General features: G+C 61.5%; 18 protein-coding genes. 7 read left to right on the forward strand and 11 right to left on the reverse strand.

Annotated elements, in window-relative coordinates; all coding sequences use genetic code 11:
- Positions 1 to 165 precede the first annotated feature (165 nt).
- Positions 166 to 591, forward strand: coding sequence for a MaoC family dehydratase (locus tag NH8B_RS17035; RefSeq protein WP_014088343.1), 426 nt, complete (start codon positions 166 to 168; stop codon positions 589 to 591).
- 78 nt (positions 592 to 669) lie between these two features.
- Here NH8B_RS17035 and murI read toward each other — a convergent pair whose 3' ends face one another.
- On the reverse strand, positions 670 to 1,482 hold the full coding sequence (gene murI / locus NH8B_RS17040; RefSeq protein WP_008952484.1) for a glutamate racemase: 813 nt from the start codon (positions 1,480 to 1,482) through the stop codon (positions 670 to 672).
- A 31-nt stretch (positions 1,483 to 1,513) separates the two neighbouring features.
- Positions 1,514 to 2,617 carry a tRNA epoxyqueuosine(34) reductase QueG gene (gene queG, locus NH8B_RS17045; protein ID WP_014088344.1) on the reverse strand — a complete coding sequence of 368 codons (1,104 nt, stop codon included), beginning with the start codon at positions 2,615 to 2,617 and terminating at the stop codon, positions 1,514 to 1,516.
- Here queG and tsaE point away from each other — a divergent pair.
- Positions 2,616 to 3,107, forward strand: a complete 492-nt coding sequence (gene tsaE / locus NH8B_RS17050; RefSeq protein WP_014088345.1) for a tRNA (adenosine(37)-N6)-threonylcarbamoyltransferase complex ATPase subunit type 1 TsaE — start codon at positions 2,616 to 2,618, stop codon at positions 3,105 to 3,107. The two genes, queG and tsaE, sit on opposite strands and share 2 nt — an antisense overlap.
- Positions 3,068 to 4,300, forward strand: coding sequence for an N-acetylmuramoyl-L-alanine amidase (locus tag NH8B_RS17055; protein WP_014088346.1), 1,233 nt, complete (start codon positions 3,068 to 3,070; stop codon positions 4,298 to 4,300). The genes tsaE and NH8B_RS17055 overlap by 40 nt, the downstream gene beginning before the upstream one ends.
- A 65-nt stretch (positions 4,301 to 4,365) precedes the next feature.
- Here NH8B_RS17055 and yacG read toward each other — a convergent pair whose 3' ends face one another.
- The 7 genes from yacG to NH8B_RS17085 all read right to left on the reverse strand — a co-directional run bounded on the left by yacG (position 4,366) and on the right by NH8B_RS17085 (position 11,166).
- Positions 4,366 to 4,560, reverse strand: coding sequence for a DNA gyrase inhibitor YacG (yacG, locus tag NH8B_RS20570; protein ID WP_014088347.1), 195 nt, complete (start codon positions 4,558 to 4,560; stop codon positions 4,366 to 4,368).
- A gap of 8 nt (positions 4,561 to 4,568) precedes the next feature.
- The gene (gene zapD / locus NH8B_RS17060) at positions 4,569 to 5,327 is read right to left on the reverse strand and encodes a cell division protein ZapD (RefSeq protein ID WP_040652180.1); all 759 of its coding nucleotides are present in this window, start codon (positions 5,325 to 5,327) and stop codon (positions 4,569 to 4,571) included.
- 86 nt (positions 5,328 to 5,413) lie between these two features.
- Positions 5,414 to 6,034 carry a dephospho-CoA kinase gene (coaE, locus tag NH8B_RS17065; RefSeq protein ID WP_014088348.1) on the reverse strand — a complete coding sequence of 207 codons (621 nt, stop codon included), beginning with the start codon at positions 6,032 to 6,034 and terminating at the stop codon, positions 5,414 to 5,416.
- Positions 6,021 to 6,887: a prepilin peptidase gene (locus NH8B_RS17070; protein WP_014088349.1), complete on the reverse strand. Its 867-nt coding sequence runs from the start codon at positions 6,885 to 6,887 to the stop codon at positions 6,021 to 6,023. The genes coaE and NH8B_RS17070 overlap by 14 nt, the downstream gene beginning before the upstream one ends.
- Positions 6,887 to 8,113: a type II secretion system F family protein gene (locus tag NH8B_RS17075; protein WP_014088350.1), complete on the reverse strand. Its 1,227-nt coding sequence runs from the start codon at positions 8,111 to 8,113 to the stop codon at positions 6,887 to 6,889. Before NH8B_RS17075 ends, NH8B_RS17070 begins: the two co-directional genes overlap by 1 nt.
- A gap of 23 nt (positions 8,114 to 8,136) precedes the next feature.
- Positions 8,137 to 9,846 (reverse strand): type IV-A pilus assembly ATPase PilB, encoded by a 1,710-nt coding sequence (gene pilB, locus NH8B_RS17080; protein ID WP_014088351.1) that lies wholly within the window; start codon positions 9,844 to 9,846, stop codon positions 8,137 to 8,139.
- A 249-nt stretch (positions 9,847 to 10,095) separates the two neighbouring features.
- A complete protein-coding gene (locus NH8B_RS17085) occupies positions 10,096 to 11,166 on the reverse strand; it encodes a porin (protein WP_014088352.1) in 1,071 nt (356 codons plus the stop codon).
- Between the two features lie 377 nt (positions 11,167 to 11,543).
- Between NH8B_RS17085 and NH8B_RS17090 the strand changes: the two genes are divergently transcribed.
- A complete protein-coding gene (locus NH8B_RS17090; protein WP_014088353.1) occupies positions 11,544 to 12,953 on the forward strand; it encodes a cryptochrome/photolyase family protein in 1,410 nt (469 codons plus the stop codon).
- Between the two features lie 41 nt (positions 12,954 to 12,994).
- Here NH8B_RS17090 and NH8B_RS17095 read toward each other — a convergent pair whose 3' ends face one another.
- Both NH8B_RS17095 and NH8B_RS17100 read right to left on the reverse strand, forming a co-directional pair.
- Positions 12,995 to 13,366 (reverse strand): ComEA family DNA-binding protein, encoded by a 372-nt coding sequence (locus NH8B_RS17095; protein ID WP_014088354.1) that lies wholly within the window; start codon positions 13,364 to 13,366, stop codon positions 12,995 to 12,997.
- A 58-nt stretch (positions 13,367 to 13,424) separates the two neighbouring features.
- On the reverse strand, positions 13,425 to 14,246 hold the full coding sequence (locus NH8B_RS17100) for a cytochrome C assembly family protein (protein WP_014088355.1): 822 nt from the start codon (positions 14,244 to 14,246) through the stop codon (positions 13,425 to 13,427).
- 108 nt (positions 14,247 to 14,354) lie between these two features.
- Here NH8B_RS17100 and ffh point away from each other — a divergent pair, with 108 nt between their 5' ends.
- From ffh to purB, 3 genes are all read left to right on the forward strand, one after another.
- Positions 14,355 to 15,713: a signal recognition particle protein gene (gene ffh, locus NH8B_RS17105; protein ID WP_014088356.1), complete on the forward strand. Its 1,359-nt coding sequence runs from the start codon at positions 14,355 to 14,357 to the stop codon at positions 15,711 to 15,713.
- Between the two features lie 24 nt (positions 15,714 to 15,737).
- Positions 15,738 to 16,637 (forward strand): ATP-grasp domain-containing protein, encoded by a 900-nt coding sequence (locus NH8B_RS17110; RefSeq protein ID WP_014088357.1) that lies wholly within the window; start codon positions 15,738 to 15,740, stop codon positions 16,635 to 16,637.
- A gap of 72 nt (positions 16,638 to 16,709) precedes the next feature.
- Positions 16,710 to 18,080 carry an adenylosuccinate lyase gene (gene purB / locus NH8B_RS17115; RefSeq protein ID WP_014088358.1) on the forward strand — a complete coding sequence of 457 codons (1,371 nt, stop codon included), beginning with the start codon at positions 16,710 to 16,712 and terminating at the stop codon, positions 18,078 to 18,080.
- The last annotated feature ends 125 nt before the right edge of the window (positions 18,081 to 18,205 follow it).

Genomic DNA, 18,205 nt, shown 5'->3' on the forward strand with positions numbered 1-18,205 from the left:
CGCCCGCCAAAATAAAACGAGCGTTTGGTCGAGAAAAGATATGTGGACCGTCTCAAAAACGCAACTGGACTCGAAATACTACCTTGTTTCCGCTCGATTTGCATGCCGTGGAAAGTATGACAAGATGCACTGCAACATCTCCATGACAAACGCAGGAGCGACCGCATGCCCACGATCTATTTTGAGGATATCGAGATCGGCCAGAGTGCCGAATACGCCAAGACCATCACCGAGGCCGACATCCTGATGTTTGCTGCGGTCTCGGGCGACAACAATCCGGTGCACCTCAACCAGGAATACGCCGAGCAGACCCCGTTCGGCACGCGCATCGCCCACGGCATGCTCACCGCCGGGCTGATCTCCACCGTGGTCGGCACCCGGCTGCCGGGTGAAGGCACCATCTACCTGTCGCAATCCACCCGCTTCAAGGCTCCGGTGAAGATCGGCGACACCGTGACCGCGCGCGCCACCGCCACCGAGCTCGACCCGTCCAGGAAACGCGTCAAGTTCCAGACCCAATGCCTGGTCGGCGGCAAGGTCGTGCTGGAAGGCGAATCGCTGGTGATCGCGCCGTCGCGACCGGCGCTGTAAACGGCGGCACCCTCTCCATCCGAAACAAAGGGCCCATCTCATGGGCCCTTTTGCTTGGCTTCGGCCAACCCGCGCGGTTCAGCCCAGCTTCACCATCTCCAGGTCGCGGATGCTGCGCCCGAGAAAGCGCTCGCCGATGGTCTGGAACTTGAGCGGGATGTCGGTAACGTAATAGCGGTACTCGGGGGCGCCGCGCTGCGGGTTGAGCAGGTTGAGCCCCGCCAACACCTCGGCCGTGGCTTCCGCCGTGGTCAGCGCCGAATCGACCAGTTCGACGCGGCCGCCCGTCACCTCGGTCAGCAGCGGCTTGATCAACGGGTAATGGGTGCAGCCCAGCACCAGTGTATCGACATGCTCCTCCAGCACCGTCTTGAGATACTCCTCGGCGGTGAGGCGGGTCACCGGGTGGTCGACCCAGCCCTCTTCGACCAGCGGGACGAACAGCGGGCAGGCCTGCGAATACACCCGGGCATCCGGCATCAGGCGATGGATCTCGCGGGCATAGGCGTTGCTGTTGATGGTGGTCGAGGTGGCAATCACGCCGATCTCGTGGTTTTTGCTGACCTTGACCGCCGCCTGGGCCCCGGCCTCGATCACACCGATCACCGGAATGTCGCCCGCCAGCTCCCGCACCTGCTCCAGCGCCACCGCCGAAATGGTGTTGCACGCCACCACCAGCGCCTTGACCTCGTGCTGCAGCAAGAACTCGACGATCTGCCGGGAAAAGGCCCGAATGGTCGCCACCGACTTCACGCCGTAGGGCACCCGCGCGGTGTCGCCGAAATAGATGATGTCCTCGAACGGTAGGCGGTCCATCAGCGCCCGCACCACGGTCAGCCCTCCCACACCGGAATCGAATACCCCGATGGGACGGCGAGCTTTGGCTGTCATGACGTTTCCTCAAGCAGAGAAGGCGCGCATCTTAGCATGCCGCAACGGTGCCGCCAGCGCCGCGCCCCGCATGCTGCGCCAACGCCCACTGCACGTGTTCGCGCACCAGCTCGGACGGATCGTCGGCGCGCGCCGTAAGCGCCGCCAACACCGCCGGAGAGCTCGGGGCGTTGCCGAGCCCGACCGCCAGGTTACGCGACCAGCGCTCGTAGCCGATGCGGTAGATCGGGCTGCCCGCCATGCGCGAAGCGAAATCCGCCGCGCTCCAGCCGAACAGCTCGGCCAGCGTCACATCGTCGAGCCCGTGCCGCACCGCAAAATCGGCCTCCTCGGTCGGCACGGCGAAACGATTCCACGGACACGCCAACTGGCAATCGTCGCAGCCGTACACGCGGTTGCCGATCAGTGGCCGCAACGCAGGCGGAATCGCCCCGGCCAATTCGATGGTGAGGTAGGAGATGCAACGGCGCGCATCGACCTTGTACGGCTCGACGATGGCCCCGGTCGGACACACGTCGAGGCAGCGCGTGCAGCGGCCGCAATGCCCCTCTTCCGCGGCATCGGGCGGCAGTGGCAGATCGGTGAACAGCTCGCCGAGAAAGAACAGCGAACCGTGCCGGCGGTTGAGCAGCAGCGTGTGCTTGCCGCGCCAGCCGAGTCCGGCCTGCGCCGCCAGCGCCACCTCCGCCACCGGCGCACTGTCGGTGAACACGCGATGGCCGAACTCGCCCACCTCGGCCTGAACTCTTTCGGCCAACCTTTGCAAGCGATTGCGCAGCACCTTGTGATAATCCCGCCCCAGCGCGTAACGCGACAGGTAGGCGCGCTCACCATCGGCCAGCACCTCGTCGGCCCCACGTGAGGCACCCGGCCAGTAGTGCATGCGCAGCGACACCACCGACAAGGTGCCGGGCACCAGCTCCGCAGGTCGCAGCCGCAACACGCCATGGCGCGCCATGTATTCCATCTCGCCGTGACAGCCCTCGGCCAGCCACGCCAGCAGCGTGTGCTCGGCCTCGGGCGGCAACTGTGGCCGGGTAATACGCGCGTCGGCAAAGCCCAATTCGCGCGCCCATGCTTTGATTTGGCGCGCCAATTCGGGATAATTCGGTTTTTGTAAGGACTTCTCGGTCATGGAGATGGATGATACCAGTGTTCGCCAGGGCAGCCTGCCGGATGAAGACGCCACGCTGGCGCTAGGCGCAGCCTTAGCACACGCCATCGCCCCGGGCACTGTCATCTACCTGTGGGGCGACCTGGGGGCGGGCAAGACCACCCTGAGCCGCGGCCTGCTGACAGCGCTCGGCCACCATGGCCGGGTCAAGAGCCCCACCTACACACTGGTGGAAAGCTATCCGCTCGCCTCTCTCACGGTACACCATTTCGACCTATACCGCTTCGCCGACCCCGAGGAATGGGAAGACGCCGGCTTTCGCGACTATTTCGGCCCCGACACGCTATGCTTGGTAGAGTGGCCTGACAAGGCCGAGGGCCTGCTGCCCCGCGCCGACCTGGTCGTGGAACTGGCCGTCGCCGGCAGCGGTCGGAGCTACCGAATCACCGCCCAAACCGACATTGGACAGTCATGCCTCACCCGACTTTCGACCCCACCCGCCGCACCTTGATCACGGCGGCGGCCGCGACCTTCCTGCTGACGGTCAGCCGCGTTGGCCTGGCCGCCTCGAGCCAACTCGTCGCCCTGCGCGTCTGGCCGTCGTCCACCTACACCCGCATCACGCTGGAAGCCAGCGAGGCGCTCAAGTACAAGTATTTCAACATCGCCAACCCCGAGCGCCTGGTGATCGATATCGAGGGCGTGCAGCTCAACGCCGTGCTCAAGGACATCGGCAGCCAGATCAGCGCCGCTGACCCCTTCATCCAGACCGCGCGCGCCGGGCAGTTCACCCCGGACACGGTACGTATCGTGCTCGACCTGAAGTCCGACATCAAACCGCAAGTGTTTACGCTGGCGCCGGTAGCGGAATACCAGCACCGGCTGGTGATCGACCTCTACCCGACGGCGCAGCAGGACGACCCGCTACTGGCACTGCTCGAAGACTACAACAAGGGCAAGTTGGAGCAGCCGCCACTGAAGTCCAAGAATAAATCCGACAAGAGCCGCCCGATCCTGATCATGCTCGACCCGGGACACGGCGGCGAAGACCCTGGCGCGATCGGCCCTTCCGGTACGCGGGAAAAGGACGTGGTACTGAAGATTGCCAAGCAGCTCAAGCGCATGATCGACGCCGAGCGCAACATGAAAGCCTACATGACGCGCGACGAGGACGTGTTCATTCCGCTTGGCGTGCGCGTGGCCAAGGCACGCAAACTGAATGCCGACCTGTTCATCTCGATCCACGCCGATGCCTTCCTCAACCCGAGTGCACGCGGCTCGTCGGTGTTCGCGCTCTCGGAACAAGGTGCCACCAGTACCGCCGCTCGCTACCTGGCCAAGACCCAGAACGACGCCGACCTGATCGGCGGGGTGAAGATCACCAGCAAGGACCGCTATCTGGCGCATACCCTGTTCGACCTCACCCAGACCGCCACCATCAACGACAGCCTCAAGCTCGGCAAGAGCGTGCTGGGCAAGATGGGCGAACTCAACCGGCTACACAAGGACGAGGTAGAACAGGCCGGCTTTGCCGTGCTGAAGGCACCGGACATCCCGTCCATCCTGGTCGAAACCGCCTTTATCAGCAATCCGGAAGAAGAGCACCGGCTGATGGATGCCTCCTTCCAGCAGAAAGTGGCGGAAAGCATCTTCGGTGGGGTACGCGGCTACTTCGCCCAGGGGGCCGCACTGGCCAGGACCTGAAGTACCCCAGGCCGGCAACAAAAAATGGCCCGCATTTGGCGGGCCATTTTCGTTGCCATCGGGATTCAGCGTGACTCCCCAGGCGCCTCGCTATCCGGATGCTCCTCTTCGGCCGGCACGCGGTAGCTCTCATCCGCCCACTGCCCCAGGTCGATCAACTTGCAGCGCTCGCTGCAAAAGGGCCGATAACGACTTTGCGGCTCCCAGCGCACGGCGACACCACAGGTTGGACAGGCGACGATTCGTACCTTCTCGCTCATAACACGGCTCAGAACTTGCAATGGGTCAGGGTGAATTCGACATCGGCCTCGGTCGGCTTGGGCCGGCTCTCGCCGGTGGCCGCATTGATGAAGCGGATATTCAGGGCGTACTTGTTGGCCGAGAGTTCCGGCAGGGCGCCGAGCGACTCGTCGAAACCGATACGGATCAGTTGCACCACCTTGCCGCCGGACATCTGCTGGAACACGCCGCGTCGCGCCACATACTGGTGCGACTTGCCGCTGTTGCGCAGCAGCTTGAGCAGAATGCGCGAGGCTTCGGCGGTGGGCATCAGCGGCCCCGCCCAGCGCTGCAGATCGAGGCGGCGCTCCTCCGGCGGCTTGAGCTGCCACAGGTAGTACGACGGCAGATCGAACTGGCAGGTCCCGCCGGGGATGCCGGCACGCTGCTTGATCGCCATCAGCCACTCGTTCTCGCGCAGGTGCTGGCCGAACTTGCCGGTCAGGTCCAGCAGATTCGCCGCCGTGCCCTCGATTTCCTCGATGACGCCTTCCAGCATGTCTTCCGAGACGTTGGGGTTGTCGCGCAGGGCCTCGAGAATCTGCTTCTGCCGTTCCAGTTCTTGCAGCAGTTCTGCCTTGAGGTCGGCTCGGGAGGCCGTTTCCATCAGCTCGAACAGCGTCAGGATGGCGGAATGATGTTCGAACGGATGATCTTGGGAAATGAAGAAGGCCAGGCGTGTGTACAACTGCTCCAAACGCAGCAGCATCCGAGTTTTCTCGGTAACGGGGAATTCAAAACTGATCACGGCACCACGGCCCTTCTAGATGGCTTTTATTGGAGTAGTTGTATCGCGCCGGTCATGGGGCACCGCAGAAGAGGAACGCGGTTTCATCACTGGCTCCGAGCCCTGGCGAGGCTCGACAGATAATAACGATGTTTGGCTTCGACTTGAAGCGCAAGTTCACTCAGCGAGCCGCTATTGTCAATAATATCGTCCGCGAGCCTGCGCTTGTCCCCGCGCGGCATCTGCGTCGCCATGATGGCATGCACCTGCGACTCGCTCAAACCACTACGTTGCATCACCCGCGCCACCTGCACTTCCTCGTCGCAATCGATCAGCAGGGTGCGGTCGACCACATCCCGATAGGCCTGGCTTTCGAACAGCAAGGGCACCACCAGCACCGCGTACGGCCCCTGAGCCCCTGCCAGCGCGGCCAGGCTGTCTTCCAGAATCATCGGGTGCAGGATGGCTTCCAGTTCGCGCCGCGCCGACGGTTGCCGGAACACCAGCTCACGCATGCGCAGGCGATCGAGCGCCCCGTCAGCGCGCTGAAAGTCGGGGCCGAACCTTGCCACGAGCGTCGGTATCGCCCGCCCTCCGGGTGCTGTCAACGCGTGCGACAGCTCGTCAGTATCGACCACCGCCACACCCTGCGCGGCAAAACAACGGGCCGCAGCCGTCTTCCCCGAGCCGATGCCACCGGTGAGTCCAACGACCTTAACGCCCGCCAAGATACCACCCAACGATCTGTTCGCCCCAGAGCAGGGCAATCCAGCCAGCCAGCGCCAGATAGGGGCCGAACGGCAGATGCTGGCCCCGTCCCAGTCGCGCCATCAGGATCATGGCAATACCGAACACGGCCCCGACCAGCGACGACAGCAGGATCACCAAAGGCAGCATCTTCCAGCCCAGCCAGGCCCCCAGTGCCGCCAGCAGCTTGAAGTCGCCGTACCCCATGCCCTCCTTGCCCGTCGCCAGCTTGAACAACCAGAAAATCACCCACAGCGAGACGTAACCAAGCATGGCGCCGATCACCGCCTCGTCCAGCGCCACCCGCCCGCCCAGCAGGCTGAACAGCAATCCTCCCCACAGCAAGGGCAAGGTCAACGAATCGGGCAGCAGCTGAGTATCGGCATCGATGAACGCCAGTGCAATCAGCGTCGCGGTCAGGGCAGCGTAACCCAACAAGTCGAGTGTCCAGCCGAAGCGGTAAGCCAACGCCGCGAACATCACGCCACACATCAGCTCGACCAGCGGATAACGCCGCGCAATCGTGGCCTTGCAACTGTGGCAACGGCCGCGCAGCAGCAGGAAACTGAGCACTGGGATGTTGTGCCAGGCACGCACCGGCGCCTGGCAGGAAGGGCAATGCGATGCCGGCGTCAGCAGGTTGAAACGCGGCATCTCCTGCGCGGGCTGCCCGCTCAACAGTGCGCACTCCAGCTGCCACTCCTGCTCCAGCATCTTGGGCAGCCGATGAATCACCACGTTCAGGAAACTCCCCACCAGCAAGCCCAGCAGCGACACCACTCCAATCATCAGCGGAAGGTTGGCCGAAAGAACTGCATCCATCTCCGTCATCATCAGCCGACCACCTGCCCCATCTTGAAGATCGGCATATACATGGCGACCACCAGGCCGCCAATCAGCACCCCGAGGACGATCATGATGACCGGCTCCATCAAGCTGGACATCGCCGCCACCGCGTTATCGACCTCTTCCTCGTAGAAGTCCGCCACCTTGTCGAGCATGTGGTCAAGCGAGCCCGACTCCTCACCGATGGCCGTCATCTGCATCACCATATTGGGAAACAGATTGGTACGTTGCATGGCGAAACTCAGGCTGGAACCAATGCTCACCTCCGCCTGGATGCGCTTGGTGGCCTCGGCATAAACCTGGTTGCCGGAAGCCCCGCCGACCGAATCCAGGGCCTCCACCAGCGGCACCCCGGCGGTGAACATGGTAGCCAGGGTGCGCGACCAGCGCGCGATGGTCGCCTTCTGCACCACCTCGCCCAGCACCGGCAGCTTGAGCAGCAAGCGGTCGACCTGCTCCTGGAACTTGGGGGAGCGTTTGAAGAAGAACATGGTGCCAAAAATAATGCCGAAGATAATGCCGAAGACCAACCACCAGAACTTCACAAAGGCGTCCGACAGCCAGATCACGAGCAGAGTCGGCGCCGGCAGATCGGCGCCAAAACTGGAAAACAGATCCTTGAACGCCGGAATCACGTACAGCATGATGATGGTAGTGATAATGAAAGCAGTGGCGATAATGGCGGAAGGATAGATCATCGCCGACTTGATCTTGCCCTTGATGGCCATGATCTTTTCGCGGTAGGTCGCCAACTTGTCCAGCAGCGAATCCAGCACACCACCGGTTTCACCGGCAGCGATCAGGTTGCAGAACAGCTTGTCGAAGTACAGCGGACGCTTGCGAAAGGCCTCCGCCAGCGACATCCCAGTCTCCACGTCGGCCCGGACTTCCAGCAGCATCTTGGTCACGGCAGGATTGCTATGCCCCTTGGCCGAGATATCGAAGGACTGCAGCAGTGGAACACCGGCCTTCATCATGGTGGCCAGTTGCCGGGTAAACAGGGTAATGTCGCGGTCAGTGATGCGCTTACCAAAGCCGGCCTTGCGCTTCTTCAGTTTCTGGACCGTGATGCCCTGCCGCCGCAACTGGGTCTTGGCAACGATTTCGGACTCTGCGCGCATCTCGCCCCGCACCACCTTGCCTGCACGGTCCTTGCCTTCCCACTCCCAGATGTGGGCTGCCGTCGTCGGCAGTTTCTTTGCCAGAGTAGCCATGGCGTCTTGTTTCCCTGCGCTGGTTATTCGTTGGTGGCGGCTTCGATTTCCGCCAGCGAGGTGATGCCCTGCTTCACCTTGAGCAAGCCGGCACGACGCAGATCGACCATCCCCTCCTGCCGAGCCAGATCCGCGATGTCCACCGCTGTGCCGTTTTTCATGATAAGACGAGTCATGGCATCGGTGATGGGCATGACCTCATAAATCCCCACCCGCCCCCGGTAGCCCGAATCGCGACACTCGCGGCACCCGACGGGTCCGTAAGGCTGCCAACTGCCGTCCAGCTCCACCTCACGGTAGCCCGCCCGTAACAGCGCCTCTTTCGGAATATCCATCGGCTTCTTGCAATTGTTACACAAGCGTCTGGCCAGGCGCTGCGCCATGATCAGCAGCACGGAACTGGCGACGTTGAACGGCGCTACCCCCATGTTCAGCAAGCGCGTTAGCGTGGCGGGAGCATTATTGGTATGCAGCGTGGAAAAGACCATGTGGCCGGTCTGTGCCGCCTTGATGGCGATGTCGGCGGTTTCAAAATCGCGGATTTCACCCACCATGATCACGTCCGGATCCTGGCGCAAAAAGGCTTTCAGCGCCGACGAAAAGGTCAGCCCCGCGCGCTCGTTGACGTTCACCTGGTTGATCCCCGGCAGGTTGATTTCGACCGGGTCCTCCGCCGTGGAAATATTGGTGTCCGGCTTGTTCAAGATGTTCAGGCAGGTATAGAGCGACACCGTCTTGCCGCTGCCGGTCGGACCGGTCACCAGCACCATGCCATAGGGGCGGCTGATGGCCTCGAGCAGCATCGCCTTCTGTTCCGGCTCGAACCCCAGCTGCTCGATATTCAGCGTGGCCGCCGATTGGTCGAGAATACGCATCACGATCTTCTCGCCAAACAGCGTCGGCAGAGTGCTGACCCGGAAATCGATGGCACGCGTCTTGGACAACACCAGCTTCAAGCGGCCGTCCTGCGGCACGCGCTTCTCCGAAATGTCGAGCCGCGAGATCACCTTGATGCGTGAAGCAATCTTTTCCTTCAGCAAGAGGGGCGGCTGGGCGACTTCCTTGAGCACGCCATCCACCCGGTAGCGGATGCGGTAATACTTCTCATACGGCTCGAAATGGACGTCGGATGCCCCGCCGTTGATCGCATCCAGCAGCACCTTGTGGATGAACTTGACCACGGGGGCATCGTCCACTTCGGTCTGGGCGACGGTCTTTTCCGGCTCGGCATCCGGCTCGGCAAACTCAAGGTCGCCAAAATCCTCGTCCACCAGGGCCTTGATCGCTTCGGCCCCACCCGCCTGGTAGCTGCCGATCAGCTTGCCGAGCTTGTCGTCCTCCACCACCACGACTTCGACCGACAGGCTAGTCTTGAAGGTAATGGCGTGGAAGGCCGAGGTCTGGGTGGGGTCGGAGGTGCCGATGAACAGCCGGCTGCCCCGCTTGTACAAGGGCAACAGGCGGCGCGAGCTGATCAGGTCCTCGTCCACCAGCCCCTGCGGCAGTTGCTCCGGCTCGATGGCGGCAAGGTCCAGCAAGGGAAAGCCGAACACCTGTGAAGCGAACGTCGCCACCTCCAGCGAGCTCATTTTCTTGCTGAGAATAAGCTGCTCGACGAAGCTGATCGACGAACTCTGCGCCTGGCGCTGAATAGCCTCGGCATCCTGCAGCAGCAGGCTGTTATGTTGCACCAAGGCTCGGCCGAGGCCGGAAACGCCGGCAGAAACTTCCATAACGTCCCTCGTTAGAACGGAGCGATCATCCCGCCATCCAGCCAAGCCGGACGGCGGCAGGCCATGACAGCGGCACACCCCGGACTGTAGCGTAAATCTTGGTTGTCCGCATACACTCTACCGTACAAGGGTGGCCATGCTGCAAGTGCCCGGCCAAGACCGGCCAACAGTACCCCAGCCAACACACTGGGCAGAATAAAAAAAGGACTGCCAAGGCAGTCCTTTTTACCAATCAGACGAAGTCTCTGATTAGAACTTGTGCTTCACGCCGACAGCCAGAGTACGTTCGGTTTCCAGAGCGTCGTCGCTGTGGTGAGCGTAGCCCAGGGAAGCGTAGGTGGTGGTGCGCTTGGACAGGGCGTAGTCAACACCAACGATGTACTGGTTGATCTTCTCGTCCTGCTTTTCGCCGTCGATCTTCAGGTTCCACAGGCGGCCGTAGCTGAATTTCGGGGTCAGGGCGCCGATGGTGTAGCCCACGGTCACACCAGCTTCGCGGTACTTCAGCTCTTCGTTGCCGGTCAGGCTGAAGTCAGTAAGGCCCAGGGGATTGGTGCCGTACAGCTTGCCTTGGCCATAGTAGCCAGCCAGGAACAGGTTGTTGGCGTTGTAGCCGCCTTCCAGGCGCCAGTAGTTGCCGTTCTTGTCACCGGCAGTGTTCTGGTCTTGGAGGCCAACGTAGCCGAAGTCGGCGAAGTAGCCAGCGTTCTGGTAGCCCAGGCCCAGGTTCCAGGTGGCCTTGTTGGTGCGCTTACCATCGGTAGTATAAGCGCGGGACTCATCCACACCGTACAGGGCGGAAGCACGGAAACCAGCGAATTCCGGGCTGTCGTAGCGGAGAGCGTTCTTGACACGGCCGTCCAGGATGTTGATCGAGCTGTAGTACAGACCGTTCACGCCCTTGCCATAGATCCAGTTATCCGGATTGCCCATGTCGGAGTTGTTGTAGGTGCTCAGCTTACCGATGCGCACCTTACCGAAATCGCCCTGCAGGCCGACGAAGGAATCGCGGGTGGCGAAGGTGTTGTCGTAGCCGTTGCCGGAAGCGGAACCGGTGGTGCCGTCGATGTTCAGGCCTTGCTCAACCTGCCAGATGGCTTTCAGGCCGTTACCCAGATCTTCCGAGCCCTTGAAGCCGATCAGGGAGCCGGTGTCGTCGATGCGGGTGCCGGACTTCAGCTTGCCGCCATCTTTGGCGAAATCGTAGCTGTAGGTCTTACCGTTTTCGATACCGGCTTCGATGGTACCGTACAGGGTCACGTCGGCCATGGCGGCTGCCGGCAGGGCGGCCAGAGCAACAGCGATCAGCTTTTTGTTCATCGCGTTCTTCCTTTTAAGTCAGTTGGGTTTGTCCGGCTGCTAGCCAGGCTAAACAAGGCCAGCCCGAACATTTCTGCACCACCGATAATTTCCGGCGATTTCTGTCGAGACTATAAATCTGGCGTTGCGAAAATACAAAACCGCGTGGTCGGCACGCTGGACAGGCTTCAACCAAGTTGCAACACGATTCGATAAATCATTGTTTTATATAGAAATACAAACAAACAACAAATGTTGCCAATTTGAGACACAACAACCCGTTATGACAAAAACTGTTGCAAAAAAGTCACTCCATGCATTCCCGAGCGGGTTGCCGCTTCGTGTCTCACGACCTAAAACACCGCAAAATAACGCCATTCCCTGACTCGAACCCGACCATGACCACGACTGCCCTCTGCTGGTTCCGCCGCGACCTGCGACTTGACGATCACGCGGCACTGCATGCCGCCTTGCGCCACAGCGAACGCGTCATCTGCGTGTTCGTGTTCGACCGGGATATCCTGGATCACCTGCCCGCGCAGGACCACCGCGTCGACTTCATCTGGCACTCTCTGATGGAACTGAAAGAGCATTTGCGTGCCCTCGGCAGCGACCTGGTCGTCGCATCCGGCCGGCCGGTGGACTGCATCCCGGCCCTGGCGCAGGAACACGGGGCCAGCACAGTCTGGGCCAGCCGCGACTATGAACCGGCCGCCTGCCAGCGTGATGCGGCGGTGGCCGAGCGGCTATCTCGACACGGCACGCGGCTGGAAACGGTGAAAGACCAGGTGATCTTCGAGCAGGACGAAGTGCTCACCGTAAACGGCAAGCCCTATACCGTATTCACCCCTTACCGGAATGCCTGGCTGAAAAAGCTCATCCCCTTTTTTCTGCAGGCCTACCCAAGCACACGTTACCTCAACAGGCTGGCAAGGTTGGCCGAAACCCCGCTCCCCAGCCTGGCCGACCTGGGCTTTACCGATACCGGGCTCGGTCGACTGGGCATTCGCGCAGGTATGGCGGGCGCCGCAGCTGTGTTCGCCGATTTCGGCCAACGTATCGAACACTACCAACAATGGCGCGACTTCCCCGCTGCCAAGGGAGTGTCGTACCTGTCGGTTCACCTGCGCTTTGGCACCATCTCGATTCGTCAATTGGCACAGTTTGCCTGGCAGCAAGGCAGCGCAGGGGCGACGACCTGGTTGAACGAGCTGATCTGGCGTGAGTTCTATCAGCAATTACTGTGGCACTACCCGCACGTCGTGGAGGAAAGCTTCAAACCGGAGTACAGGCAGCTCGGTTTCCCCAACGACGACAGCCTGTTCGTCGCCTGGTGCGCCGGGCGCACCGGCTACCCGCTGGTCGATGCCGCCATGCGGCAGCTCGAGTACAGCGGCTACATGCACAACCGGCTGCGCATGGTGACGGCGAGCTTCCTGGTCAAGGATCTGCTGGTCGACTGGCGTTGGGGGGAGCGCTATTTCGCCGAAAAGCTGATCGACTACGATCTGGCCGCCAACAATGGCGGTTGGCAGTGGGCCGCATCGACCGGTTGCGATGCCCAGCCCTGGTTCCGCATTTTCAATCCGGTAACTCAGTCGCAGAAATTCGACCCTGAAGGCAAGTTCATCCGCCGGTATGTGCCGGAACTGGCCGCACTCGATAACAAGGCTATTCACGCTCCGTGGCAGGCCAAGGTGTTGCCCGGCGGATTTCTATTGGGACGCGATTATCCTCGGCCCATCGTCGATCATGCCGAGCAGCGGACACGGGCCCTGGCGCTGTTCGGGCAGCGCCAAAAAGCATAAACGCCCCAAGCGGGGCGTTTATGCGTGACGTCAGCGAACGATTACGGCTTGGCCGGAGCGACCGGCTTGGCCACGGGCTTGGCGCCCGGTTTGGCCGGCACGACGGGGCTGCTGCCGGCTTTGGCCGGAGCCGTAGGTTTCGCCGTCGGCGCGGCACTCTTGCCCGACACAGCGATGTCCTTGCGCAGTTTTTCCAGCGTCTTGTCGCCGATGCCTGGCACGTTCTTCAATTCGTCGACGGTCTTGAACGGCCCTTGTTTGGTCCGATAATCCATGATCGCCTTGGCCTTGGCCGGGCCGATACCGTTGAGCGATTCGAGCTCCTGCTGCGTTGCAGTATTAAGGTTGATGGCCGCCATGGCGGAGGAACAGAACGCCAGCACGCTGGCGAGGATCAGCAGCAATTTTTTCATATCGACTCCTTACTAGAGGGAACAAATGCGAAGCCCGCCCCGTCAATATGACAAATAATTAACTGCGATGCAAAACCAGTTCGAGCACCACCTTGCTGCCGACGTAGGCGAACATCAGCGCCACAAAGCCAATCAACGTCCAGCGCACTGCCAACTTGCCGCGCCAGCCATACAACTTGCGCCCCACCAGCAATGCGCCAAACAGGCCCCACGCCATGATCGAAAATACGATCTTGTGCGACCAGGCCGCCGGCTTGCCAAACACCTCCTCGGAGAACACCACGCCGCTGAACAGGCTCGCCGTCAGTAGCAAAAACCCCACACCCAGCACCTGGAACATCATGGTTTCCAGCGATAGCAACGGGGGCAGCTGACGCACCAACGTGATCCAGCGTTTGTCATGCAGCGCTTTGTCCAACGCCAACATCAACAACGCCACCAGGGCGCCGATAGCGAGCAGGCTGTAGGCCAGCATCGACACCAGAATGTGCAACAGCAAGGCCGGATTGCTCAGATCGCCCAGCAGATGCTCCCCCGGAAACAGCAGGCTGAACGCCAGCGTGGCCACCGCCAGCGGCATCATGAACAGCTGCAGCCCTTCCACACGGTAGAAAAAACCGCAGGTCCAGTAGATCAGCAACATCAGCCACACCAGCACCGACAACGCCCGTCCGACCCCGAGCGACAACAACGCTCCCTCGCGTAGCGGCCCCATCACCGCCATGGCGTGCAGCAACAACAGCACCCCCAGCAGCAGGTGCTCGCGACGCGGATGGCGCGGCAGTATCCCGACACCGCGCCAGTGTCCGATGAAATGCCAGGAAAACGCACCGTAGGCCAGAATCAGAAGCAGGGTGATGACGAGCAGAAAACTGGTCATGAGGTAATTGCACTCGTGAACCGGGCGCAAGCCCGGTGGGTCGTGTAAAATAGACAATTTGAAAGTCTACACCAAGCTGCCCATCGTTGGCAGGCAGAAGGACGCCCCATGCTTGATAACCTTACCAACCGCCTGTCCGGCGTCATCAAGAACCTGCGCGGCCAGGCACGCCTGACCGACGCCAACATCCAGGATGCGATGCGCGAAGTGCGTATGGCCTTGCTGGAGGCCGACGTTGCCCTGCCGGTGGTGAAAACCTTCATCAACCATGTCAAGGAGCGGGCACTCGGCCAGGAGGTCATGGGCAGTCTGACCCCCGGGCAGGCGCTGGTCGGCGTGGTCAACGAAGAGCTGACCAAGCTCATGGGCGAAAAGAACGACGCGCTCAACCTGGCCGCCGTCCCGCCCGCCATCGTCCTGATGGCCGGCCTGCAAGGCGCCGGTAAAACCACCACCGTCGGCAAGCTCGCCAAACTGCTGAAGGAAACGCAGAAGAAGAAAGTCCTGGTGGTCTCGGCCGACGTCTACCGTCCGGCGGCGATCGAGCAGCTCAAGACCTTGGCCGGGCAGATCGGCGTGGAGTGGTTCCCCTCCGACGGCACGCAGAAGCCGGTGGAGATCGCCCGTGCCGCGGTCGACCACGCCAAGCGCCACTTCTTCGACGTGCTGATGGTGGATACCGCCGGTCGCCTCGCGATCGACGATGCCATGATGCAGGAGATCAAGGCCCTGCACGCCTCGCTCAATCCGATCGAAACCCTGTTCGTGGTCGACGCCATGCAGGGCCAGGATGCCGTCAACACCGCGCAGGCCTTCAACGAGGCGCTGCCGCTGACCGGCGTGATCCTGACCAAGATGGACGGCGACGCCCGCGGCGGTGCCGCCCTCTCGGTACGCCACGTCACCGGCAAACCAATCAAGTTCATCGGCGTCGGCGAGAAGCTCACCGGCCTCGAGCCCTTTCACCCCGAGCGTATGGCCAGCCGTATTCTCGGCATGGGCGACGTGCTGAGCCTGATCGAGGAAGTCCAGAAAGGCATCGATCAGGACGAAGCCGCCAAGATGGCCAAGAAGCTCAAGTCGGGCAAGGGTTTCGACCTCGAGGACTTCAAGGCGCAGATGCAGCAGATGAAGAACATGGGCGGCATGGCCAACCTGCTGGAAAAAATGCCCGGCCAGCTCGGCCAGATGGCCAAGGGCGTGCAGGGCGCCGAAGCCGAAAAATCGATGCGCCGCATCGAGGGCATCATTAACTCAATGACCCCGGAAGAGCGCCGCAAGCCGGAGTTGCTCAAGGCAAGCCGCAAGCGTCGCATCGCCGCGGGCTCCGGTGTCACGGTGCAGGAAGTCAACCGCCTGCTGAACCAGTTCGAGCAGACCCAGAAGATGATGAAGCAGTTCTCCTCCAAGGGCGGCCTGATGAAAATGATGCGCGGCATGAAGGGCATGCTGCCCGGTGGCATGTAAACGCCGCAGAACATGGAACCTACCATGCATTACGACGTTGTCGTCCTGACCGAAAGCCGCTACCTCGCACCAAACGAGGCCGACTGGTACACCCGCCAGGTACACACCGAAGACAATCTGGTACTGCAAGCCCTGGAAAGACAGGGGCTCGCCGTTGCCCGCCACGACTGGGCCGACTCCGCCATGGACTGGACGCAGACGCGTTCCGCCCTGCTGCGCACCACCTGGGACTACTTCGACCGCTACGCCGAATTCAGCGCCTGGCTTTCACGTACCAGCGCCCAGACCCGGCTGTTCAACGAGGCCGGCCTGATCCGCTGGAACATCGACAAACACTACCTCGGCACACTGGCAGAAAAAGACATCAACATCGTTCCGACGCTCTACATTGAAAAGGGCGATAGACGTTCCCTGCTCAGCGTTGTCGAGAGCAGCGGCTGGGACGAGCTGATCCTTAAACCGGTGATCTCGGGGGGAGCACGGCATACCTATCGTTTCCGCCATACCGACACCCCGGCGCTGGAATGCAGCTACGGGGAGCTGATCGAGCAGGAAGCGATGATGCTGCAGCCGTTCCAGCACGATGTACTGGCACAGGGGGAAACCTCCCTGATGATCATCGACGGTCGCTTTACCCACGCCATCCGCAAAACGCCCAAGAGCGGCGACTTCCGGGTGCAGGACGATCATGGCGGCCAGGTGCACGACTACACGCCGAGCCAGGAGGAGATCACCTTCGCCGAAGCGGCCGTTGCCGCGGTGCCGTTCGACGTGCTTTACGCCCGCGTCGACATCATCCGCGATAACGACGGCCAACTGGCCGTGATGGAACTGGAAATGATCGAGCCGGAGCTGTTCTTCCGTTTTCACCCAGAAGCCGCCGACCGGCTGGCTGAAGGCGTGGCACGCCGCCTGCGCGCCTGACCTTCGGCCAACCTTTTACTTTTGTACTGAAACCGCCGGGCAACCGGCACATACGTTTGGAAATACCTCGTCATGAATCTGACCACGTTGACCGCCCTGAGCCCCCTGGATGGCCGCTACGCCAATCAGGCCGAACCGCTGCGCTCCCTGTTCTCCGAGTACGGCCTGATGAAATTCCGCATCAAGGTGGAGCTGGAGTGGCTGAAAATGCTGGCCGCCGAACCGGGCATCGAAGAGGTCAAGCCGTTCTCCGACGCCACCCTGCGCGAAATCGACGATGTCATCGCCAACTTCAATGTCGAGCACGGCGAAGAGATCAAGGCCATCGAGGCTCGCACCAACCATGACGTGAAGGCCATCGAATACTGGCTGAAAGAGCGCCTGTCGGGCAACCCGGAAGTGATGGCCGCCAGCGAATTCATCCACTTCGCCTGCACCTCGGAAGACATCAACAACCTGTCGCACGCCCTGATGCTGAAGACGGCACGCAATACCGTGGTGCTGCCGGCCCTCGACGGCGTCATCCAGCGCCTGCAGAACCTGGCACACGAACTGGCCGCCGTGCCAATGATGAGCCGCACCCACGGTCAGCCGGCCACGCCGTCGACCATGGGCAAGGAACTGGCCAACGTGGTCTATCGTCTGAGCCGCCAACGCGAACAACTGGTCAAGCAGGAAATCCTGGGCAAGATCAACGGCGCCGTCGGCAACTATAACGCCCACCAGGTGGCCTATCCGAACGTCGACTGGGAAAGCCTGTGCGGTCGCTTCGTGACCGGCCTCGGCCTCACCTTCAACCCCTACACGATCCAGATCGAGCCGCACGACTACATGGCCGAGCTCTATCAGACCATGGGCCGCGTCAACACCATCCTGATCGACCTCAACCGCGACGTCTGGGGCTACATCTCACTGGGCTTCTTCAAGCAGAAGGTCAAGAAGGACGAAGTGGGCAGCTCGACCATGCCGCACAAGGTCAACCCGATCGACTTCGAAAACGCCGAAGGCAACCTCGGCATGGCCAACGCCGTACTCGGCTTCATGGCCGAGAAGCTGCCTATCTCGCGCTGGCAGCGCGACCTGACGGACTCCACGGTCCTGCGCAACATGGGCGTCGGCTTCGGCTACACCCTGCTCGGCTTCAACGCCTGCCTACGCGGCCTGAACAAGCTGGAAATCAACCCGGCCGCACTGGCCGCCGACCTCGACTCCAGCTGGGAACTGCTGGCTGAACCGATTCAGACCGTAATGCGCCGCTATGGCATCGCCAATCCATACGAGCAGCTCAAGGAGCTGACGCGCGGCAAGGACGGCATCACCCGCGACACCCTGTCCGCCTTCATCAAGGGCTTGGATATCCCCGAGCAGGAGAAAACCCGCCTGCTGGAACTGACCCCGGCCAGCTATATCGGCAAGGCAGTGGAACTGGCCAAGCGCATCTAAATCGCCCGCCCCCCCCCCAAAAAAAAACACGTCACTCTTCGGGTGACGTGTTTTTTTATGCGCAAGCATCCGCGCTGGCTAAATTGAAAAGCCAAGCCGGCGGAGGGACCCACAAAAATTCAGGA

Origin of the sequence: Pseudogulbenkiania sp. NH8B (assembly GCF_000283535.1) — a bacterium.
GTDB lineage: Bacteria > Pseudomonadota > Gammaproteobacteria > Burkholderiales > Chromobacteriaceae > Pseudogulbenkiania > Pseudogulbenkiania ferrooxidans.